Genomic DNA, 18,598 nt, shown 5'->3' on the forward strand with positions numbered 1-18,598 from the left:
TACCACTTTTGTTTATTATATGATAAGTTATAAATCCATGTCTTATATTCAATCCCATAAATTAATCCGCCCCTATTCCATCTGAACACTTCTTACTTTCCAATAATAATCAAACTATTTATGACAATTAGTGACGTTTGATGAAGTCTGATGTCACTCTTGTCATTTTCTGATAATACATAATCAGTAAACATTACCTTTGCTTACGAACAGTTAAACATATGGCTTATGTATTTGAAGAAATTTGAATATTTTATTTTAGATTCTAGTGTAGCTGGAACATTACTTCTTATAGCACTTGCTATACGCATTGAAGCAGTCAATGCAGGCTTTGATCAATTCAGCTCAAATATTATTTTTATATCGGTCTTTATAATATCTACAGGATTATATATATCAATGCAAATTGCATTATACGAGATAATTATATATTTATGTCATCATAGCAAATCTTTGTTCATCCATGAACATCTTAATGATTCTGTGATTGCACCAGAACAAGCATTTATGGAATATGAAAAACTCCGTTCGAATACTATTACAGAACAGAAACGTACGAACGATAAAAAGCTAGAGTTAGTACATATATACATCCATCAAACGATGGCTGCTTATACAAGCCAAGAAAATCTGCAGCGCCTCTGTGCTTATATTTCAGATTTCTTTCAGGATAAAACTGCTATCGATATTATTCCTATAAAAGTAGATTCAAAATTGAAAGCTATAGATGTTATGCATTTGGGTTGGAACATAGGTAAAGCATTAGGTAAACGACGTTCATATACAGCAAAATTCATTAAAAAAGTATTTGCTGATACCATGAAAGAAAATGAAATCAACACGATAATCAAAAAGATGTCTCACTCAGAAACAGAGTGCCTGATTAAATTAAATCCAGATATAATTCAATAAATCAGACTTTATATTCATAAATACTGCATCAACAAGTATTAATCCTCAAAAGTAAAAACAGATAGTATGACAAAAGAACCTATCACATTCGACAAGCTTCCGCAGGCTGTAAGCTATTTAACAGAACAAGTAGAGAAAATTTACCAATTAGTTGAAACACTACAGCCACAGAAACTTGATCATCAGCATCAACTAATTGACATAGATAAGGCTAGCATACTTATCCAAAAATCAAAACCGACAATCTATAGACTTGCTCGTACAGGTCTCATCCCAGCCTATAAACGTGGTAAAAAATTATATTTCTATGAGGACGAACTCTTTAAATGGATAGAGGCTGGCAAAAAACAAAGCCAACCTCTATTCTATCAGGAACAATCCGCACAAATACTTAAGGGGATGAAACGCAAACCTAGAAATGGAGTTAATATTTGTCTCTGACAATGGAAATTACAAAAATTAATATTCTTTATCAAACCATAATTTATAAAAGCTCATTTCTTTTTCTTCATCATATCCTCGTATTAATTCGGCTTGACTATTTAAAATTTTCACTTCAAAATTATTGTCTAAACGAATTGAATTCATTCGACTAATGGATTTACGCTTGATTGCCTCAGGTTTAGGCATAAAAGTTTTAGGAATAGTATCATTCATGCACTCATAGTTTTGTAAGAAATCATTAAAATCTTGTTTATATTTACTGCTAGAAAATAATAAATCTGGTAGTTTCTTTACATCAATTGTAGATTTTTGATTCATCAATTCATTATTTCGACTAGCGGCTAAAGCAAGTTCCAAGTAATCAACTTTTTCACTTTTTTGCATCTTAGAAATAAAGGAACTGCATAGATTGGCTACAGATAGTGTAGTATGGTAGTCGTCACAACGATCTGCTATGTGTAAAAAGCTCTCCGTCCAATAACGAGCATCATTACCATTATTGGTGTTATCTACAACAAATACTATATAACCATCTTCAGACTTTTGATTTAAAATCAAACATCCCTTATCCATATTTTTGATACTGGCACCATAAACTGTTTTAACAGAGATAACCTTCCCATCATTATCTGTCGTCAAAAATGCATCTTTATGTTCTGACTTTAACAAAAGTAATGCTTCTATCATTTCATTATCAACTATACAATCTAGAAGAATTGTATAAAACTCACCACTTTTAATATTCGGGTGTAAACTTTGCTCATAAAGATATGTTGCTAAATTTACAGACTGCTTTATAAATAGTTCATTGTTAGAAAAAATTTTAGACACAAAATTATATACTGGATTCAATTCCAAATTATCTATATATGTAAATTGCTTTTGATCAACTGTTTTAAAGGAATTCTCAACAAATTGCTTTATAAATTCTTCAGAAGAACTTAAATCTGTTAATCGAGTAGCAAAAGAAACTCCTTCTTCTCTTGTTTTATTACCTATAACTTGAATCGTTGAGGCTTTTATTCTTTTTATATTAATCTTATTCATTCACCAACAATATAATAAGGGATTAATCCGAAGTCTTTATCTTGTGTAAAAACATAACGCGTATCAAAACTGGAAAAATCTTTCCAATATACTGGATCTGCATGCTCTATTAAAATAATTTGAAAATTGTCAGTTCCATCTGATTTCACATTTTGCTTCATAAATTGATCTATTAATTTAAAAGCAGATTTTAGTTTGCTTTCATCATCTCTTTTCCTTAATCGAAGATTTCCCAGTTCATTAGAAATTTCACCTCTATGTCGATTAGTTCCATAATATGGAATGCTAGGCTGATCAATAAAAAGAAAATTTGCTACACGCTGGGGATATATTTCTTTAATATATTCCTGTAAACCTAGAAAAAAACATAGATGCAAGAACATATAGTTTGATTTGCTCCCTATATTTCTAATTGGATAATAACTATCACTGTTATTATATAAATTCAATGTTAATGTTGTTTCGTCAAATCCAATCCTTTTATTCCTATAATTATCAGACATACCGTCTTGTTGTTCATAGTAACTTTGTACATAATCCAACATCTTATTAATACACTTCTGATTATCACTAATTAATTTGTTATATTGTTTCGTCAAACTACATAACAAATCTTCTTTGTTCGTTAGTTCTATATCACCAATATATTTACATGACACAGGTTTAATTCCTTTTAATTCATTCTCTAGTTTTACTGTTTTAGCTAGCCAATTATAATCAAAACAACGTTTAATGTATTCTTTATATGCCTCCTGTTTGACATTAATTGCCATTAGTTTTTGCTTTAATTCTGACACACGCAACTCCATATCAGCTGGTAAATAATCATCTGGAATCTGTATCTGTGTTACACTTTGATAGGCGTCCTCTAATGAATGTAGTAGCTCTATTGTCTCAACTCCCATAACTACACTATCTAAATTTTGCCTCAAATATTCAACTGGAGATAAGCTATCTTTCACCTCCTCAGCATATCGTTTGGCTTTATTATAAGATCGACGCAGACCTTTATAACAACGTAATTGTTCTTTGATTTCCTCTGCTTCTAATTCGAGTTTTTTTATTTCTTGACCTTTGCGATGGCTATCTGTAAACTTTTGAAATTCTAGAATTTCAGATTTTATTTTTGTAACAAATTCTTTTGAATTAATATCCATCCCTTCATCATCTAAAAGGCCCAAACTCTTTGCGAGCTCTTTTAATGATTCAATTTTCTTTTTATATCTAATATTATTTTCTTTATCAATATTTTTATATTTATATTGATTGGAAATTTCTCTTTCAAGAGATTTTATTTGATGAGATAAAATTTGTTCTTGAGACTCATCAATACCAATCCCCAATTTAAAAATTTCTGAAACGACACCATCTAACTTTTCATCCCTAAAAAATCTATAATCAAAATAAGTATTAAAGGTAGCAATAATATCTTCTGTTAAGAAGTTGAATAACAAAAAATTCCGGAATGAAATATTTATTTCTTTCTTATCTTGTTTAACAATTAGCCCATCACATGCAAATTTCTGATTAAAAAAAGATAATAAAAAAGCACGTGTTACACCAACTGTTGGTTTTGGTATAATATCAGGCATATCATTAGAATCTTCACCCCAGTAAAAATCCCTATCAGCAAATCCACTTTCTGAAGGAGCTTTACGAGCTATTACATAATCATGCCCATTTAAATGGAAATTCAACCCATACCAAGCTACATTCTCATTAATGACATCTTCAACTATTGTAGATTCTGGTGCCAAAAGACAATAATCAATAACTCGCAAAATAGATGACTTTCCTGTTGAGGAATCTCCTGTAATAACATTAACCTTATTAGGTTCAAATGTATATGTAACAGGTTGTGGATGGGTTTTAAACCACAATCTCATTTTTTTTATATAGAAATTCATAGAATAATTTTTAATTTTTGATATAATTCAATAGTAGAAAACTTTTGAGCCTCTTCCAAACAAGTATCAATTTCACTTATAATAGTCCGTAATCTATAACTACATGAATAATTTAACATACCATTACAAAACTCATTCCCTTTATCAGTCAGTGAAATTATTCCAGCCCTATTTTTAACAATATTTCCTTGAACCAATATTATAATGCTATTAACAACAATAGGCAGATACTCTTTATAAACTAACGTCAACTCAGTATTATTAACTGTTTTATTTTCCATAAGTAACGGAACCAATAAAGAAAGTCGTAGTGAATCACATGATTCTCGTTTAAGTACTTGAGCAATTACACATGAAATAATTGCTTCATTATTTATTCTGTAATCCATTCAATCCCATTATATTTATTTTTCCAATCATATCTCCATCCTAATTTAGGTCTTTCTCCATCTGAAAAATAGAAAAAACAACCATTGGATTGTGTTCTAGTAAGCTGATCTTCTTCAAATTTAAGATCTTCTTTCATCACCCCCAATACTACATTTCTCCCAGCATATAATATATTCTTTTCTGATGAATCTTCTTCTATATCAATATTTTCTTTATTAAAATGATATCTCCATCTTTGTTTTACTTCGTTTTCAAAATACTTACGTCCTTGTTCACCTGTAAATTTTAATGCATGATTATAACTATTCCCAAAATCAATACGATATTTTGCATAGTCTCTCACAGTATCAATATCAGAAGCCCTTAAATATTTAACCTCTAGTAATTGTTTCATGAATGTTAACTTTAAAGGCTCTTTGGGTATATCAATGTTTCTATTGATTGGAACAAATTTTCTTCTTTTATAAATATTAAAATAACTTCCAAATCTTTCATCAAATGATTCCTCATCAAATTCCAATGCTTTACCCTTTTGAATAGAATCTTTATAAGAATATCTTAATTCTCCTAGTAATGTTATCATACACTCATGAACATTTATTTCTGGCGTATTATGCTGAAACATAATATTATGCTTTATATCATCAATAATATCGTCATCTGTTTTAAATTCAAAACTAACATTTTGCAGAAATTCTTTCTTTAATGGATATTCCATTAACATCCTTATTTTCTTTTTCTTGTCACTCTCTACAATTTCTTTTCCATCTTGATATACAGAGTCGGATGTATTATTATACAATTCATTAATAAACGATTCTAGTTCATCATACTTTGTTTCATTCATCTGGAATTCCTGAATTTTTTTCCAAAGAGTATTATTACAAGCATCTTTATTCGACAGTAAAATAAACCTACTACTTGCAATCCAATCACGTTGTTGTTGTTCTGTTCCTTTTTTAGTGAGAATATCAATCCATACAGAAAATGTTTTCCAGAGATCATTATCTCTTTCAGCCATTTTAATAGGTTTATCTATACTTCCTTTTATGGTGTGCTTCTGTTGATAATAAATTTTCTTTTCATTTTCTTCCACACCAACATCTTCAAACATCTCAAAAGAAACTTTTTCTCCTGGTTGTAATGTTAACAATTTAAACAAGAAAAAATAATCTTGATATACGAAACCTGCTATAGAACCAATACCACTATGATTATTATGTTCATTCTGCTCCATATGTAATTATTTATATATTTAATTATAAGTTTATTTAACCGACTAATTTCATGCACAGAGTTATTATCATACTAATCAGAACATCATTATTCGGTATATCATATTCTTAGTACCACAAAGATAAAAGATTAACCACATTATTCAAACATATTTTATATAAACAGAAGCAGCAAATGCTCTTTAAAACAAAATATGAAACTAAATCAATCTATTAACTTACCTTATTTTAAGTTTGCAACACAACCGGGTATAGAAAAAACAACTTCAACAGTGATAGAAGTAAGCAAATATTTTTTTATGAATCAATAATTTATAAAGATTTTGAAGTATATTATCATATAGTCCATGTTTCATCATCCCCCTTCGCCATTTTACGCCATAAAACTTATCTTTTCCCCATCAAGAAAACTATCTTTGGAATATGAAGACAACATAAGAAATTCTAAAAAATGGTCTGACAAATATTGACGAACTCATGGACGTCCAATTTGGAAAAATCTGTAACGTTAGCACATAAAAGTTTCTGGAAAGGAACCAAAACTGTTACTTCACCGGTTTGGCTTTCACAGACGTAAATAATCTGAAAAAGGAACACCTTGTACAGGCTGATAATGGTGAATGGTGGATAAGAAAAGCAAGGGAAAAGACCGATAATATGTGCGACATTCCATTGTTGGATATACCAAGACTTATTTTAGAGAAATATCAATCAAATCCAATCTGCAATGAAAAAGGATTATTACTTCCTGTTCCCAGCAACCAACGAATGAACAGTTATTGTGCGCCCGTAAAGGTAGCGTAATGAATGTCTCTTTAGCAAGAGACTAGACTAGATTCTAAGTCTACTTCCAACCGACTTATCCGGCGGGGAAACCCAATGGGGAGTGTCGCATGTCGGTTGCAGCATGGCCGCCCTAATTGCCAAGGGCGAGTGCATCGCTGGGGAGAAAGACAGACACGAGGATGAAGCCTATACTGGTTGAACGATAGTTCAGTGAGGCATGTTGGACTTGTGACGAAAGGCAGTTGTATTGTCACACCGTGGCTCTCTCATTTGTCAGGTAGCCTTTGAGAGCATAGAATATAGCTACGGCACAACCGCAATAAGCGGAGAAAAGAACGAAAGTCGCATCCGACAGTCTGTCGCGCTAATAGTCATTACGAAACTAAACGGGGATTTCCTAAATCGGGATGCCTATGGAAACAGGGGCTATGTATAAAGATACTGAATACCCGATATGGAAACGGAGCTTCCGTAGTAGTCCGAGCAAGATAACGCCTTGCACATGGCGAAGGGAAGCAGTTGTCAACTTAATACAAACTAAGGAAAACGTGTGAGACGTATGAGAGATCCACAGCAAGTATTAAACGCTTTATGCGAACATAGTAAAGATTCGGATTACCGATACGAAAGGCTCTACCGAATTCTGTTTAATGAGGAAATGTTCTTCATAGCCTATCAGCGTACATATGCCAATCAAGGTAATATGACGCCCGGCAGCGATGGTAGAACCATCGACCGAATGAGCATTGACCGCATACGGAAAATAGTGGCAAGTCTGAGGGATGAATCTTATCAGCCCTATCCTGCCCGTCGAGTATACATTCCTAAAAAGAATGGAAAGAAACGCCCGTTGGGTATTCCCTCTTTTGAGGATAAACTCGTGCAGGAAGTGGTACATATGATTCTGGAAGCCATTTACGAAGGACACTTTGAGGATACCTCACATGGATTCCGCCCCAATAGAAGTTGTCACACAGCATTAAGAGATATAAGGGTGACATTCAAAGGAACACGATGGTTTATTGAAGGTGACATCAAAGGCTTCTTTGATAATATTGACCATAATATTATGATCGATATCCTCAGAGAACGCATCTCCGATGAACGGTTCCTGCGTTTAATCCGCAAATTCTTAAATGCAGGCTATATGGAGAAATGGACATACAACAATACTTACTCGGGAACACCACAAGGTGGTATCATCAGCCCTATATTGGCTAATATCTACCTTGATAAGTTCGACAAGTACATAAAGGAGTATGCCGAAAATTTCAATAAAGGCAAAGGACGGAGGCTAACCTGTGAATATCAACGTAATCGGAATCAGAGAAATGCATTACGATGGAAACTGGAAGACGAAACGGATGAAAACCGTAAAGCTGAACTGAAATCAAAAATTGCCCGGCTGCGCAAGCAGATGTTGGATATTCCTGCAACAAGGGACATGGATGATACATTCAAAAGATTGAAGTATGTAAGGTATGCTGATGACTTCCTTATTGGAATGATTGGCAGCAAGGAGGAATGCAAGATTGTCAAAGCCGACATTACGACTTTCATGAGAGAAAAGCTCAAACTGGAGATGTCGCAGGAGAAGACTTTAATCACCAATGCACAAGAGCCTGCAAAATTCCTTGGATATGAAATCATGGCACGTCGTTCTATGGATCATACACGCACACGGAGTGGGTTACAACGCCGTCCGTGGCTGGGAACAATTGTGTTGAATGTATCTTACGAAACCGTACTTAAGCGCCTTCAATCCTATGATGCTGTGCGTATCACACAAGTTAATAGGAAAGAGACTCTTAAGCCTTCGTCTCGTAAGTATATGGTAAATAGACAAGACGCAGATATTCTGGCGCAATACAATCTTGAATTGCGGGGATTCTACAACTACTATTCCATTGCGGACAATATCAGTTATTGGGGGTGGAAGTTCAATTATTTCATGAAGTACAGCATGCTTAAAACGCTCGGTCGAAAACACAAAAGAACTGTCGGACAAATACTCGAAAAGTATAGGGACGGGACGGATGTGGTTATCCCTTATAAGGATAATAAAGGAAACGAGAAACAAAGAGTATGGTATAACGGTGGGTTCAGATGCAAACGTTTCACAGACATCTATGAGGATAACCATTACGACAATATACCGAACACGATGTATCTTCCTGCCCCCACACTTGTGGAAAGGCTTAAAGAGAGAAGATGTGAACTATGTGGAAAAATGGGAGACCTTGTGATGCATCATGTACGTAACATCAATCAACTGAAAGCTGATACAAGATGGAATACCATGATGATTAAACGACATCGTAAAACACTCGCGGTCTGTCACGACTGTGATGCATTAATCCACAAAAGCTATGATTAATAAAGTTATGTTGACAATGGAGAGCCGTATACATGGAGACATGTACGTACGGTTCGGGGGCAGGTTAGTGGAAACTTACCACCGCAAGGTGGAAAAGCGCTGTTGGCCTAGCCTACTGAAAGAAATAGCTGATGTATGTGGTATTCAGAAGAATCTTTCCACACATATTGCAAGACATACATTTGCATCACTGGCTATTGCAAATAAGGTTTCCTTGGAATCCATTGCCAAAATGTTAGGACACACGGACATTCGTACAACTCGTATTTATGCCAAAATAATGAATTCTACCATTGCCAATGAAATGAAAGTACTGCAAAACAAGTTCGCAATATAATTTTCAACCATTATTTCATTTCTTACAGCAAATATCGCACTTTGCCACTGACTGTGCAAGGCGGCCCTGTCGGGCTGGTTGGCGGAAAAAAATCATCCTCGCTTCGCTCCGGTATTTTTTTCCGCCAAGCCTTGCACCGGTCATTGGCAAAGAACAGCCGGGCCAGTAAGAAATTGAAATACTGGCTCCACGGAGCCGGTCATGTCTAATTTAAATAAAAGAATATGACTGAAGAAGTTGAAAAGAAGGTATGTGAAGGTACAGTAGCAGACCTCATGAAAGACAAGACCGGAAAACAGACGGTTGTCACGTTGACAAGAAAGAATGCTTACCGAGTGAAGAAAATCAGAGAACAAGGGACGGATAACGAAGCCGTCCTTTTTCATTTCCGTAAACGCTGTACGGGAATGGGCTCCTATGTACACACCATCGAAACGGCAGACGGGGAAACAGAACTGCATCCAAATGAATTTGAAAAATGGGAAGCTGTGGAATTCCTGTATCCCGGCTATCTGGAAGACCTGCTTGATGCTGCATACAACGCATACAGATGGAGTTCCTTCGAACCTGAAGCAAGGGCGGAAACAGACATCATGCAATATGAAAAACAACTTGTAGAGGATCTGAAACAGATTCCGGAAGAAAAACAGAACGAGTATACCAGTGCATACCACAGTAAGCTTTCAGCCCTATTGGGCAGTCTCTCACGATGTGCCAGTCCGATGGTGACCGGGCCTGCAAAGTTCAACTGTCAGCGTAACAACAAGGCACTGGATGCATACCAGAACAGATTTGATGAATTCCACGACTGGCGCAACCGTTTCAAGTCTGTCATGGAAAGGATGAAAGAAGCATCCAAACCGGAAGAACAGAAACAGGAGGAGGCATGGAAGCGTCTGAAGCGTGACATTGCAAGCAGCGCACAGACAATCCGTGATATTGATACAGGTAAGGCAAGAGGATACAGCCGGGCCCTGTTTGTCAGCAGCATCCTGAGTAAAGTAAGCACCTATGCAGGAAAAGGAGAAGTGGGAATCGTACAGAAAGCCGTGGACTTCATTACAGACTTCAATGCACAATGCAAAAAACCAGTAATCACCCCACGGAACCGTTTCTTCCAACTGCCGGAAATGGCACGCCAGGCCAGACTGAAACTTCAGGAAATCAGAGAACGGGAAAACCGTGAACTGAAATTTGAAGGCGGAACGCTGGTATGGAACTATGAGGCAGACCGCCTGCAAATCCTGTTTGACAATATTCCGGATGACCAGAGGCGCAAGGAACTGAAATCATACGGTTTCAAATGGTCGCCGAGATACCAGGCATGGCAACGGCAACTTACACAGAATGCCGTATATGCAGTCAAAAGAGTGTTGAACCTTCAAAACCTATAAGACATGAAAGACCGATTGAAATATGTAATCGATTCCCGCTACTTCGACGGAACATGCCTGACAAGTATGAGTGACGGATTCCATAATGACTATGGTGGGGAAACAATCGAAGAACTGCGCATACGGGAAAACAATCCCTATCTGAAAGCAGTAACACCTTCTGATATAGACAAGAAGCTGCGGCTATACAATCAGTCCCTGTCCGAACCGTTCAAGGAAATCACCGAAGAAGACTACTATGACCTGCTGGATGTACTGCCACCCTTACGCATGAGACAAAACTCGTTCTTTGTGGGAGAACCGTATTACGGAAATATGTACTCTTTCTGCTTCACCCGTCAAGGAAGATATTTCAAGGGCCTACGCTCTGTACTTACCTCGCAATCCGAACTGGACAGTCAGATAGACCGTCACATGGAAATCATCAACCGGAAAGCCGTGATCTCAAAAGAGGAAACAAGCAAAACAATCAGCGGAACCAGACTCATTCCCTATTATTTTTCACTGGACGGAAAACAGCCCGTATTCATCTGCAACCTTGTCATCCAATCAGATTCCAGTCAAGCAAGGACGGACATGGCGAATACCCTGAAAAGTCTTCGCTGGAACCATTATCAGTTCTATAAAGGAAAAGGGCATTACGAAACTCCGGACGAACTGATAGACCATGTATCAGGAAAGAAGCTCACCCTTGTTTCCGACGGACATTTCTTTCAATATCCTCCCGGCAGGGAATCCGCAACTTTCATCGGACACATCAAGGAGACATCAGAGGAATTTCTTTTCCGGATCTATGACCGTGAATATTTCCTGTATCTTCTTAAAAGACTGAGGACCGTGAAAAAGGAATCGGCACAGGAACAAATAAATATCAAATCATAACATTCGGGGGAATGCGGTAGAATGACTGCCGTATTCCCTCATAAAAACAATACAAGTATGAACAAATCAAACACTCTATACTGGAAAACAGCCACAGATCCGGCTGAGCGCATTGAGGTCAGACTCGTCCTTAACAGTTATATCGACAATGACAATCTGTATGTAGGACTTGAATCCCGGTCTAAGGAGAATCCGGAATGCTGGGAATCCTACACGGACATCACCGTCAACCTCAATTCCCTTCCCCCGTTCCATGCTTATGTGGACAGCCGGGACTGCAACAGACATGTACATGATTTCTTGTCCAGTAACAGAATAGCGGAGCCTGCCGGATTTGAATATCAGGGATTCAGAATGTTCCGCTTCAATCCTGACAGGTTGAAGGAACTCGCACCCGAACAGTTCAAGACAATCAGCGCCAAACTGCCACCACAGGATGACATGATAAAGGACATCATCTATCAGGAAAGACAATTCCCTTTGAGAACTGTTCAAGACATTCACGGAATATATCTTGTTTCAAGCAAGGAACTGGAAGAATCTCTGATCGAAGGAGTACGGAACCTGGATGCTGCGGCAAATGAACTGCTGGATGGCATCTGCCTGTTCTGTTCCACACAGGAACTGCGCTATCTTACGGATGCAGAACTGATAGAAACAATCTACGCACAATAAAAAGGAGGAACAAATATGAAAACCGGAGACATTGTATTTCTGAGACGTCCCTATAAGGGATACCGTGCCGTCGAACTGATGGAAAGACTGGAATGCCGCTGGCTGGTCAGGATTGTTGAGAGCGGTCTTGAACTGGAGGTATATGAAGATGAACTTATATCAGAATTTTAATACGAATAAAGTGTTATGGAAAAATATCAGTTTGCATTCCATTCGGAAATAATCGGCTATACCTCTCCCCATATCGGCGAGGTCAGAAAAGCCATACACAGAAAAGTGGAAAAGGAAAAGTCTGCCGCCATAAAGAATGATATTGAGCTGCACATGTACAAGGTGCATGACGGCATACCGGTTCTCCTTAACACCTGCTACCTGTATGATGAAAAAGGATGTATGGTACACGGAAGTATCAAGGGAACCAAGGATTATCTGCTTGAGACATGGAGATACCATACAAACAGACATTCCAAAGGTTTCAGTTCCACAAGAATCAGGCCCTGCACGACAAGCAGGGCTTTTTCGTTTGTATAACTCTTAAAATCAGGAATCATGAACCAGACATTACAACTTACAGACTATATTCCACAGTATGTAAGCCTCTACTACGTGGACTACCGGGATGATCTTGATGAGCATGAAGACATCCAGGAGGAATGTATCCGTTCCAACAATATGGAAAAACTCTATGAAAAGGCATACGAATGGTATGAGGAACAGGAAAGCTCAAACATGCACGACTATCTGGAGGAGACAAGAAAGAATATGGAAACGGACAATTTAGCCGGAGAGTTTGAAGAGCATGAAGATGAAATCAGGGAACTTATCTACGACCGGAACGATTCCGACCCGGTAAAGGATCTGATACGCAACTCGTCCGTCACTAATTTCTTCTATTCGCTCGGAGTGGAAATCAGCGGATATCTGACCGGTTGTTCACTGCGGGGAGAATCAGTCGCCATGGCCTGCCATAAGGTACGCCGCGCACTGCATCTGAAAAAGGGGCAGTTTGACGAGAAGATTGAAGAACTGGTAGAGAATGCCACATACGGCGGAGAACTGCGCATCTACTTCAACGCCATGTTTGACAGGCTCATCAGCAAAGACCCTGAGAACGATTTCAAAAGCATCCGTTTCCACGGGAATGTAATGGTGGCCATTGCCGACAGCCGGAACGGTTCCGGACATCATGTACGGATTCCGCTGGATATCACTTTCCCTTTCCGAAGGGAGAACCTGTTTGTCGATTCACAGGTACACTATTCCTATGCCAATGAAGTCTGCGGCATGACCAATGACTGGTGTGATTCCACAAAATGGGAAACGGGCATGATACCTTTTACCGGATCTGTCCGAAAAAGCCGGATGGCTGAATACAAGAAACAGGAAGCCGCTTATGAGCAGACATTCCGAGACGGGAAATGCACCTTCGGTGACATGAACTACAAACGTCACCGTGACGTGCGGTATTCGAATGAATATCCTGCCGGATGCAGGTGCCCTCATTGCGGTACTTTCTGGATTGACTGAAAAAACATTTACCAACCAATAAATTCAAACGATATGAAAATCTGCTGTTCACAAGAGCATTACGACAAGGTCGTACAGTATGCAAAATCAATCAATGACAAGACACTGGAAAACTGTCTTGAACGTCTAAAACAATGGGAGAAGAACGAGAACCGTCCATGCGAAATCGAACTCTATTACGACCATGCACCGTATTCGTTCGGATTCTGCGAACGTTATCCGGACGGAAATACAGGCATTGTCGGAGGACTGCTGTATCATGGAAATCCGGACGAGTCCTTTGCCGTCACCATGGAACGTTTCCACGGATGGAGCATACATACCTGACATATATGCGACAGTCTGTATTGGGGAGCCTCATGCAATATGGGGTTCCCTTTTTTTATGCCGCAGACATGATGACAGCATCCTCATTTCTTGCTGCAAAAATAGCTGTTTGCCGCGCAACTCCCGCAAGGCGGCCCTGCCGGGCTGGTTGTCTGGAAAAAAATCATCCTCGCTTCGCTCCGGTATTTTTTTCCGCCAAGCCTTGCAGGGATGCGGGCAAACAGACAACAGGGACAACAAGAAATAAGAATGCCTGTACCTTACAGGCAGACAATGTATAACAATAAATATCAGAAGTCATGATTACAGACCAGAAGACACAGAACAGGCTTCACGCGGATACCGGAACAGAACTGTTCTCCATCAGACAAAGGAAGGAAGCCGTCACAAGGATGCTGGACATTCTAAAAGAAACTCCGGAATACCTGCAGGTTATGAACCATATACCGGCTTATGCCATGGATGACGATACGTCAGAATGGTGGAATTCGGAAGAATCGGAAAATTTCATGAACTCACTCCTGGAAGTGATGGAAAGCTATACTCCGGACGGATACAGGTTCGGACCTAAATCCGGCACGGCCGACCTTTACGGCTACTGGGAAAGCAAGACCGGGCGGACAACCCTCTTCCATCTGCTTTTCAGTCTGGAAAGCGGATATGAATGGGGAAAAGGTCTTTCCCATGAGAAAACGGACGCATTCTACAAGGAAATAAAAGAGAAATTTCATGGAGAGGGATTCGAAACGGACAGAACAGGCTGTACATCACAGGCCATGTATCTTGTAAAAGGAAAGACACGCCTGTACGTGCATCCGATGGAAATAAGCGGCTACTGTGAAACACTGCATATTCCACAGATTACAGCCATACTGAAAAAAGGAGGCCGTACATTCCGTCTCGTAAAGGATACGATAGCGGAAGAGGTGTATTCCTTCACCGATGAAGAAGAAATGGAATATTACCGTGCCAGATACGGAACGTGCATCCACAGGAATATACTGGATGCCTTCAATAACCGCCGGGCAGGGAAAGAAGACATCCTTTCCATGATGGCATCACGGATAAATGTGGCGACGACATCACATCTGCACGGTATCGGATATGATTCACCGGCATACAGGTTCGTGCATGAGGCATACGACAGACTGGTAAACAACGGAAAGCTGAAGGAGAATATCAGGAAGACAGGTCGCTGCAACATCATAATGGCCATTTCAAATACCAACGCAATATGAGACTGAATTACAATGATATGCTGCTTCTGGCAATATGGGAATACAACAGAAGACAGGACGAGGATCTGACCCTGGAACTGTTTCAGGAAACATTCGGACAGGTTCCCGGCGCACATTTCCATGACAAATGGGTGCATTATTACAACAAGAACCTGCTGATGATGGCCGCCTATTTCAGGGGTGAGGAAGAAAACGGCCAAAAATTCTGTGATATGATCACCCGACAGGTTGAACGCTATACACAAAACAGGAGGAGAACAGGATGAATACAAAGATACGATATGACCTTGACAGTCTTGAACTGGCAAACGGTGACTTCGGATATCCCATTACAGAAAAGGAAGTACGGAAAGTGAACCGTATGCTGGAACTGATGGAGAATGTCCGAAGCAGGCAGATGTGCCCGACAGAAGGAGACTGCGTGGAATTTGTCTCACGTTCTGGTGACTATTTCGGAAAAGCTCATATAGAACGGATAACAGGCAAATATGCGGATATATGCCTGATACCGGAAACGGTATTCTGTTTCGATGACATGGGAAAAGCCGCCTATGATACCACCGGAAGTCCCTGGACGCAGGTCAATATCCGGAACATGAAACCCGCAGGTTCTGAAATCCGCATATTCAGGACATGGGGATTCGGGAAACGCAGCAATACGGGCAGTCTCAGGTTCGATGCTCCGGTCAGGAAATGGGAATACAGAGAACCGAATCCGTTGTATGACGGTTACACCACCCGTAACTGGTGCCGCTATCATATCATGAAACACCGGGACAGGGAAAGGACAGGCGAATACACCTTCCGCAGCGATTTATTTACGCTGTACAGCCGGAGCGAGCTGGACGAGCTGGCCGCAATCCTGAAAGGCAGACTCTACAAGGGAATCCTGCCTGACTCTCTTGTACTTTGGGGATACCGCATGGATATTAAGGAAATATCACGTGAGCAGTGGAACAGTATGGGACAGCACGGACAAATCCGCATGAAATTCATGGGATACGGTCCGGTCAGAATCCACACGGACAATGAAAACCATACCGTAACAGTATACAGAATCAACGACAGTCTATAACCAATTATAAAATAAAGGAATATGGCACAAAATGAAATCTCCAACGAAGTCAGGCCGCTCGACAGGCTCATTACAGGCTTTGCCTCCTCATGCGGCTATGAAATACAGACCGTATTCAACGACCTGCTGCGTTTTATCATCCACGGCTTCTCTCCGGGAGCACCGCCAATAAGCAACTGGAAATACAAGCGTCAGCAAAACGCCTCGTTCATGGAAATGACAGCCGAATGGACACGTATCATGCAGAAACAAATCGGCAGGTCGGGCTGGTTCGACGCTTTCGGTGAACTCCACATGGCTTACTGCTCAAAACCGGGACAGCAGGCAAACGGACAGTTCTTCACGCCGTCACATATCTGTGAACTCATGGTCATGTGCGCGGCAGGTAAAAAAGAGACCGGACAGAGGATGGGAGATCCCACATGCGGAAGCGGAAGACTCCTGCTGGCATACCATGCGCACAATCCGGGAAACTATCTGGTCGGAGAAGACATCAGCCGGACCTGCTGCATGATGACCGTATGCAACATGCTCGTCCACGGATGTGTCGGGGAAGTGATCTGTCATGACAGTCTCCAGCCGAAGGCATTCACCGACGGATGGAAAGTCAACCAGGCTCTGCCCTTAACGGGAATACCTTCTATAAGACGCATGAAGGAAGAGGAATACAGGAATCCCCTTCCGGAAAATATCGGACGCTTCAAAGAGGCAGTCCGTATCATCAACCTATTGGCCAAATAATTACCAACCATTTAAAAAATATAATTATGGAAGCTTTAGCAACATTGAACAATCAGAGACAGTTTGATTTCCAGAACAACGGAATCGAAGTAATGGACCTTGAAACACTCCAGCGTACCTACAAGGAGAACGACATCTACGGCAATCCGGTAAGGGGAATCTACCACTACCAGGTCATCCAGCGCATGACGGACATCTGCCGCCGTCACAACCTGAACTATGAGGTGGAGGAAATCTTCGCCGCCCAGAACAAGAACCGGACACAGCCCGGAGTGGTCATCCTGCCGCAGGTGGAACAGACCTATGGAGAGAAGGCGGTAGAGGCACATGTACTGCGAAGAATCTTCACGACCATCCGCATTCTGAACGGGGATACCGACGAACTGACAACCACACTCGTGGTAGCCTACCATCAGGACGGTATCCAGGCGGCAATAGGTCCCTGCGTACGTATCTGCCACAATCAGTGTATCCTTTCACCCGAACGAAGCGTTGCCAACTACGGTAAGGACAAGGTGACTACCGAGGAACTGTTCAAGAAAGTAGATGACTGGATGCGGAATTTTGAGCGTGACATGGATGCGGACAGAAGCCGAATCCAAAGGCTAAAGGAAAAGGTGTTGACACCCAGTGAATTATACATGATCATCGGTATGCTGACGGCTCTGCGTGTATCCCATGACAGTGCAGACAAAAGACTGGCATCACAGGTGGACACCTATCCGCTTAACCAGGGACAGATTTCCGTGTTTACGGAAGAACTGCTCAAACTCTCACTTGAACAGCCACGCATTACAGCGTGGGATGTCTACAATGTAGCGACAGAAATCTACAAGCCTGGAAAGACTGATTTTCCTGCCATGATTCCACAGAACGGAGCAATGGCCGATTTCCTGCTTTCATATAACCAGAATTAGAGCCTGAAACCGAATACGACAGGCCCGGTTCCGTCACCAGCGGAATCGGGCTTTGTCGTTTATCAACCGTAATAATAAGATAAGGTATGACAGCAAACAACAGAAAAAAGGCTGAAATGTATATCCTTTTCAGCTGCAACGCATGGCACGAATACAGTTCATTCGAGCCAAAGGCGGTTTTCTCTTCCATAGAAAAGGCAACAGACTTCCTGCAAAAGAACAGAAGAAAACTGAAACTGGAGGAAGATGACATCGAATGTTTCAGACAGCACAGTCAGACTCAGGGCAGAAATACCAATTACCTGGTACAATCCTGTCCCTACAACCCAGTCCGTGCAAGAGACTTGGAATGACAAAGAATCCATTCATAAACAATCATATAAAAAT

At 40.0% G+C, this 18,598-nt stretch carries 20 protein-coding genes and 2 pseudogenes; 18 read left to right on the forward strand and 4 right to left on the reverse strand.

Going from position 1 to position 18,598, the window contains the following annotated elements; translation table 11 throughout:
- The first annotated feature begins 228 nt into the window (after positions 1 to 228).
- Complete coding sequence (locus BUB52_RS06405) at positions 229 to 912, forward strand: hypothetical protein (RefSeq protein ID WP_009121420.1); 684 nt, start codon at positions 229 to 231, stop codon at positions 910 to 912.
- A 66-nt stretch (positions 913 to 978) separates the two neighbouring features.
- A complete protein-coding gene (locus BUB52_RS06410; RefSeq protein ID WP_009121419.1) occupies positions 979 to 1,353 on the forward strand; it encodes a helix-turn-helix domain-containing protein in 375 nt (124 codons plus the stop codon).
- Positions 1,354 to 1,371: 18 nt separating this feature from the next.
- Here BUB52_RS06410 and BUB52_RS06415 read toward each other — a convergent pair whose 3' ends face one another.
- From BUB52_RS06415 to BUB52_RS06430, 4 genes are read right to left on the reverse strand one after another with little or no spacing between them, the layout of a single operon-like run.
- Positions 1,372 to 2,403 carry a nucleoid-associated protein gene (locus tag BUB52_RS06415; RefSeq protein WP_009121418.1) on the reverse strand — a complete coding sequence of 344 codons (1,032 nt, stop codon included), beginning with the start codon at positions 2,401 to 2,403 and terminating at the stop codon, positions 1,372 to 1,374.
- Positions 2,400 to 4,310 carry a DUF3732 domain-containing protein gene (locus BUB52_RS06420; protein ID WP_009121417.1) on the reverse strand — a complete coding sequence of 637 codons (1,911 nt, stop codon included), beginning with the start codon at positions 4,308 to 4,310 and terminating at the stop codon, positions 2,400 to 2,402. Before BUB52_RS06420 ends, BUB52_RS06415 begins: the two co-directional genes overlap by 4 nt.
- The gene (locus BUB52_RS06425; RefSeq protein ID WP_009121416.1) at positions 4,307 to 4,699 is read right to left on the reverse strand and encodes a hypothetical protein; all 393 of its coding nucleotides are present in this window, start codon (positions 4,697 to 4,699) and stop codon (positions 4,307 to 4,309) included. Before BUB52_RS06425 ends, BUB52_RS06420 begins: the two co-directional genes overlap by 4 nt.
- Positions 4,684 to 5,937, reverse strand: coding sequence for a hypothetical protein (locus tag BUB52_RS06430; protein ID WP_009121415.1), 1,254 nt, complete (start codon positions 5,935 to 5,937; stop codon positions 4,684 to 4,686). Before BUB52_RS06430 ends, BUB52_RS06425 begins: the two co-directional genes overlap by 16 nt.
- A 541-nt stretch (positions 5,938 to 6,478) precedes the next feature.
- Between BUB52_RS06430 and BUB52_RS15840 the strand changes: the two are divergent.
- The 16 genes and pseudogenes from BUB52_RS15840 to BUB52_RS06515 form a co-directional block, all read left to right on the forward strand.
- Positions 6,479 to 6,739, forward strand: a pseudogene (locus BUB52_RS15840) (site-specific integrase); the annotation flags it as partial.
- 541 nt (positions 6,740 to 7,280) lie between these two features.
- A complete protein-coding gene (locus BUB52_RS06445) occupies positions 7,281 to 9,098 on the forward strand; it encodes a reverse transcriptase/maturase family protein (RefSeq protein ID WP_009121413.1) in 1,818 nt (605 codons plus the stop codon).
- Between the two features lie 109 nt (positions 9,099 to 9,207).
- Positions 9,208 to 9,435 (forward strand): annotated as a pseudogene (locus BUB52_RS15960) (tyrosine-type recombinase/integrase); the annotation flags it as partial.
- Between the two features lie 224 nt (positions 9,436 to 9,659).
- A complete protein-coding gene (locus tag BUB52_RS06455; protein WP_009121410.1) occupies positions 9,660 to 10,829 on the forward strand; it encodes a hypothetical protein in 1,170 nt (389 codons plus the stop codon).
- A gap of 3 nt (positions 10,830 to 10,832) precedes the next feature.
- A complete protein-coding gene (locus tag BUB52_RS06460) occupies positions 10,833 to 11,711 on the forward strand; it encodes a hypothetical protein (protein ID WP_009121409.1) in 879 nt (292 codons plus the stop codon).
- Positions 11,712 to 11,768: 57 nt separating this feature from the next.
- On the forward strand, positions 11,769 to 12,386 hold the full coding sequence (locus BUB52_RS06465; protein ID WP_254302461.1) for a DUF4313 domain-containing protein: 618 nt from the start codon (positions 11,769 to 11,771) through the stop codon (positions 12,384 to 12,386).
- 15 nt (positions 12,387 to 12,401) lie between these two features.
- Positions 12,402 to 12,557 (forward strand): hypothetical protein, encoded by a 156-nt coding sequence (locus BUB52_RS15730; protein WP_004326287.1) that lies wholly within the window; start codon positions 12,402 to 12,404, stop codon positions 12,555 to 12,557.
- A gap of 15 nt (positions 12,558 to 12,572) precedes the next feature.
- Positions 12,573 to 12,917 carry a hypothetical protein gene (locus BUB52_RS06470; protein ID WP_009121407.1) on the forward strand — a complete coding sequence of 115 codons (345 nt, stop codon included), beginning with the start codon at positions 12,573 to 12,575 and terminating at the stop codon, positions 12,915 to 12,917.
- 18 nt (positions 12,918 to 12,935) lie between these two features.
- On the forward strand, positions 12,936 to 13,913 hold the full coding sequence (locus BUB52_RS06475; protein ID WP_009121406.1) for a hypothetical protein: 978 nt from the start codon (positions 12,936 to 12,938) through the stop codon (positions 13,911 to 13,913).
- Positions 13,914 to 13,946: 33 nt separating this feature from the next.
- Positions 13,947 to 14,240 carry a DUF4120 family protein gene (locus BUB52_RS06480; protein WP_004326290.1) on the forward strand — a complete coding sequence of 98 codons (294 nt, stop codon included), beginning with the start codon at positions 13,947 to 13,949 and terminating at the stop codon, positions 14,238 to 14,240.
- 299 nt (positions 14,241 to 14,539) lie between these two features.
- Positions 14,540 to 15,478 (forward strand): hypothetical protein, encoded by a 939-nt coding sequence (locus BUB52_RS06490; protein WP_009121404.1) that lies wholly within the window; start codon positions 14,540 to 14,542, stop codon positions 15,476 to 15,478.
- Positions 15,475 to 15,744 (forward strand): hypothetical protein, encoded by a 270-nt coding sequence (locus BUB52_RS06495; protein WP_009121403.1) that lies wholly within the window; start codon positions 15,475 to 15,477, stop codon positions 15,742 to 15,744. Before BUB52_RS06490 ends, BUB52_RS06495 begins: the two co-directional genes overlap by 4 nt.
- On the forward strand, positions 15,741 to 16,553 hold the full coding sequence (locus BUB52_RS06500; protein ID WP_009121402.1) for a DUF4121 family protein: 813 nt from the start codon (positions 15,741 to 15,743) through the stop codon (positions 16,551 to 16,553). The genes BUB52_RS06495 and BUB52_RS06500 overlap by 4 nt, the downstream gene beginning before the upstream one ends.
- A 21-nt stretch (positions 16,554 to 16,574) precedes the next feature.
- Entirely contained in the window at positions 16,575 to 17,294 is a 720-nt protein-coding gene (locus BUB52_RS06505; RefSeq protein WP_009121401.1) for an N-6 DNA methylase, read from the forward strand.
- Between the two features lie 26 nt (positions 17,295 to 17,320).
- A complete protein-coding gene (locus BUB52_RS06510) occupies positions 17,321 to 18,211 on the forward strand; it encodes a hypothetical protein (protein WP_009121400.1) in 891 nt (296 codons plus the stop codon).
- Positions 18,212 to 18,297: 86 nt separating this feature from the next.
- Entirely contained in the window at positions 18,298 to 18,564 is a 267-nt protein-coding gene (locus BUB52_RS06515) for a hypothetical protein (RefSeq protein ID WP_009121399.1), read from the forward strand.
- The last annotated feature ends 34 nt before the right edge of the window (positions 18,565 to 18,598 follow it).

The organism is Bacteroides clarus YIT 12056 (genome assembly GCF_900129655.1).
Taxonomy (GTDB): domain Bacteria; phylum Bacteroidota; class Bacteroidia; order Bacteroidales; family Bacteroidaceae; genus Bacteroides; species Bacteroides clarus.

Coding starts and splice junctions, on each gene's coding strand:
- BUB52_RS06405 (WP_009121420.1), top strand. CDS start 229: ATGTATTTGAAGAAATTTGAATATTTTATTTTAGATTCTAGTGTAGCT.
- BUB52_RS06410 (WP_009121419.1), top strand. CDS start 979: ATGACAAAAGAACCTATCACATTCGACAAGCTTCCGCAGGCTGTAAGC.
- BUB52_RS06415 (WP_009121418.1), bottom strand. CDS start 2,403: ATGAATAAGATTAATATAAAAAGAATAAAAGCCTCAACGATTCAAGTT.
- BUB52_RS06420 (WP_009121417.1), bottom strand. CDS start 4,310: ATGAATTTCTATATAAAAAAAATGAGATTGTGGTTTAAAACCCATCCA.
- BUB52_RS06425 (WP_009121416.1), bottom strand. CDS start 4,699: ATGGATTACAGAATAAATAATGAAGCAATTATTTCATGTGTAATTGCT.
- BUB52_RS06430 (WP_009121415.1), bottom strand. CDS start 5,937: ATGGAGCAGAATGAACATAATAATCATAGTGGTATTGGTTCTATAGCA.
- BUB52_RS06445 (WP_009121413.1), top strand. CDS start 7,281: ATGAGAGATCCACAGCAAGTATTAAACGCTTTATGCGAACATAGTAAA.
- BUB52_RS06455 (WP_009121410.1), top strand. CDS start 9,660: ATGACTGAAGAAGTTGAAAAGAAGGTATGTGAAGGTACAGTAGCAGAC.
- BUB52_RS06460 (WP_009121409.1), top strand. CDS start 10,833: ATGAAAGACCGATTGAAATATGTAATCGATTCCCGCTACTTCGACGGA.
- BUB52_RS06465 (WP_254302461.1), top strand. CDS start 11,769: ATGAACAAATCAAACACTCTATACTGGAAAACAGCCACAGATCCGGCT.
- BUB52_RS15730 (WP_004326287.1), top strand. CDS start 12,402: ATGAAAACCGGAGACATTGTATTTCTGAGACGTCCCTATAAGGGATAC.
- BUB52_RS06470 (WP_009121407.1), top strand. CDS start 12,573: ATGGAAAAATATCAGTTTGCATTCCATTCGGAAATAATCGGCTATACC.
- BUB52_RS06475 (WP_009121406.1), top strand. CDS start 12,936: ATGAACCAGACATTACAACTTACAGACTATATTCCACAGTATGTAAGC.
- BUB52_RS06480 (WP_004326290.1), top strand. CDS start 13,947: ATGAAAATCTGCTGTTCACAAGAGCATTACGACAAGGTCGTACAGTAT.
- BUB52_RS06490 (WP_009121404.1), top strand. CDS start 14,540: ATGATTACAGACCAGAAGACACAGAACAGGCTTCACGCGGATACCGGA.
- BUB52_RS06495 (WP_009121403.1), top strand. CDS start 15,475: ATGAGACTGAATTACAATGATATGCTGCTTCTGGCAATATGGGAATAC.
- BUB52_RS06500 (WP_009121402.1), top strand. CDS start 15,741: ATGAATACAAAGATACGATATGACCTTGACAGTCTTGAACTGGCAAAC.
- BUB52_RS06505 (WP_009121401.1), top strand. CDS start 16,575: ATGGCACAAAATGAAATCTCCAACGAAGTCAGGCCGCTCGACAGGCTC.
- BUB52_RS06510 (WP_009121400.1), top strand. CDS start 17,321: ATGGAAGCTTTAGCAACATTGAACAATCAGAGACAGTTTGATTTCCAG.
- BUB52_RS06515 (WP_009121399.1), top strand. CDS start 18,298: ATGACAGCAAACAACAGAAAAAAGGCTGAAATGTATATCCTTTTCAGC.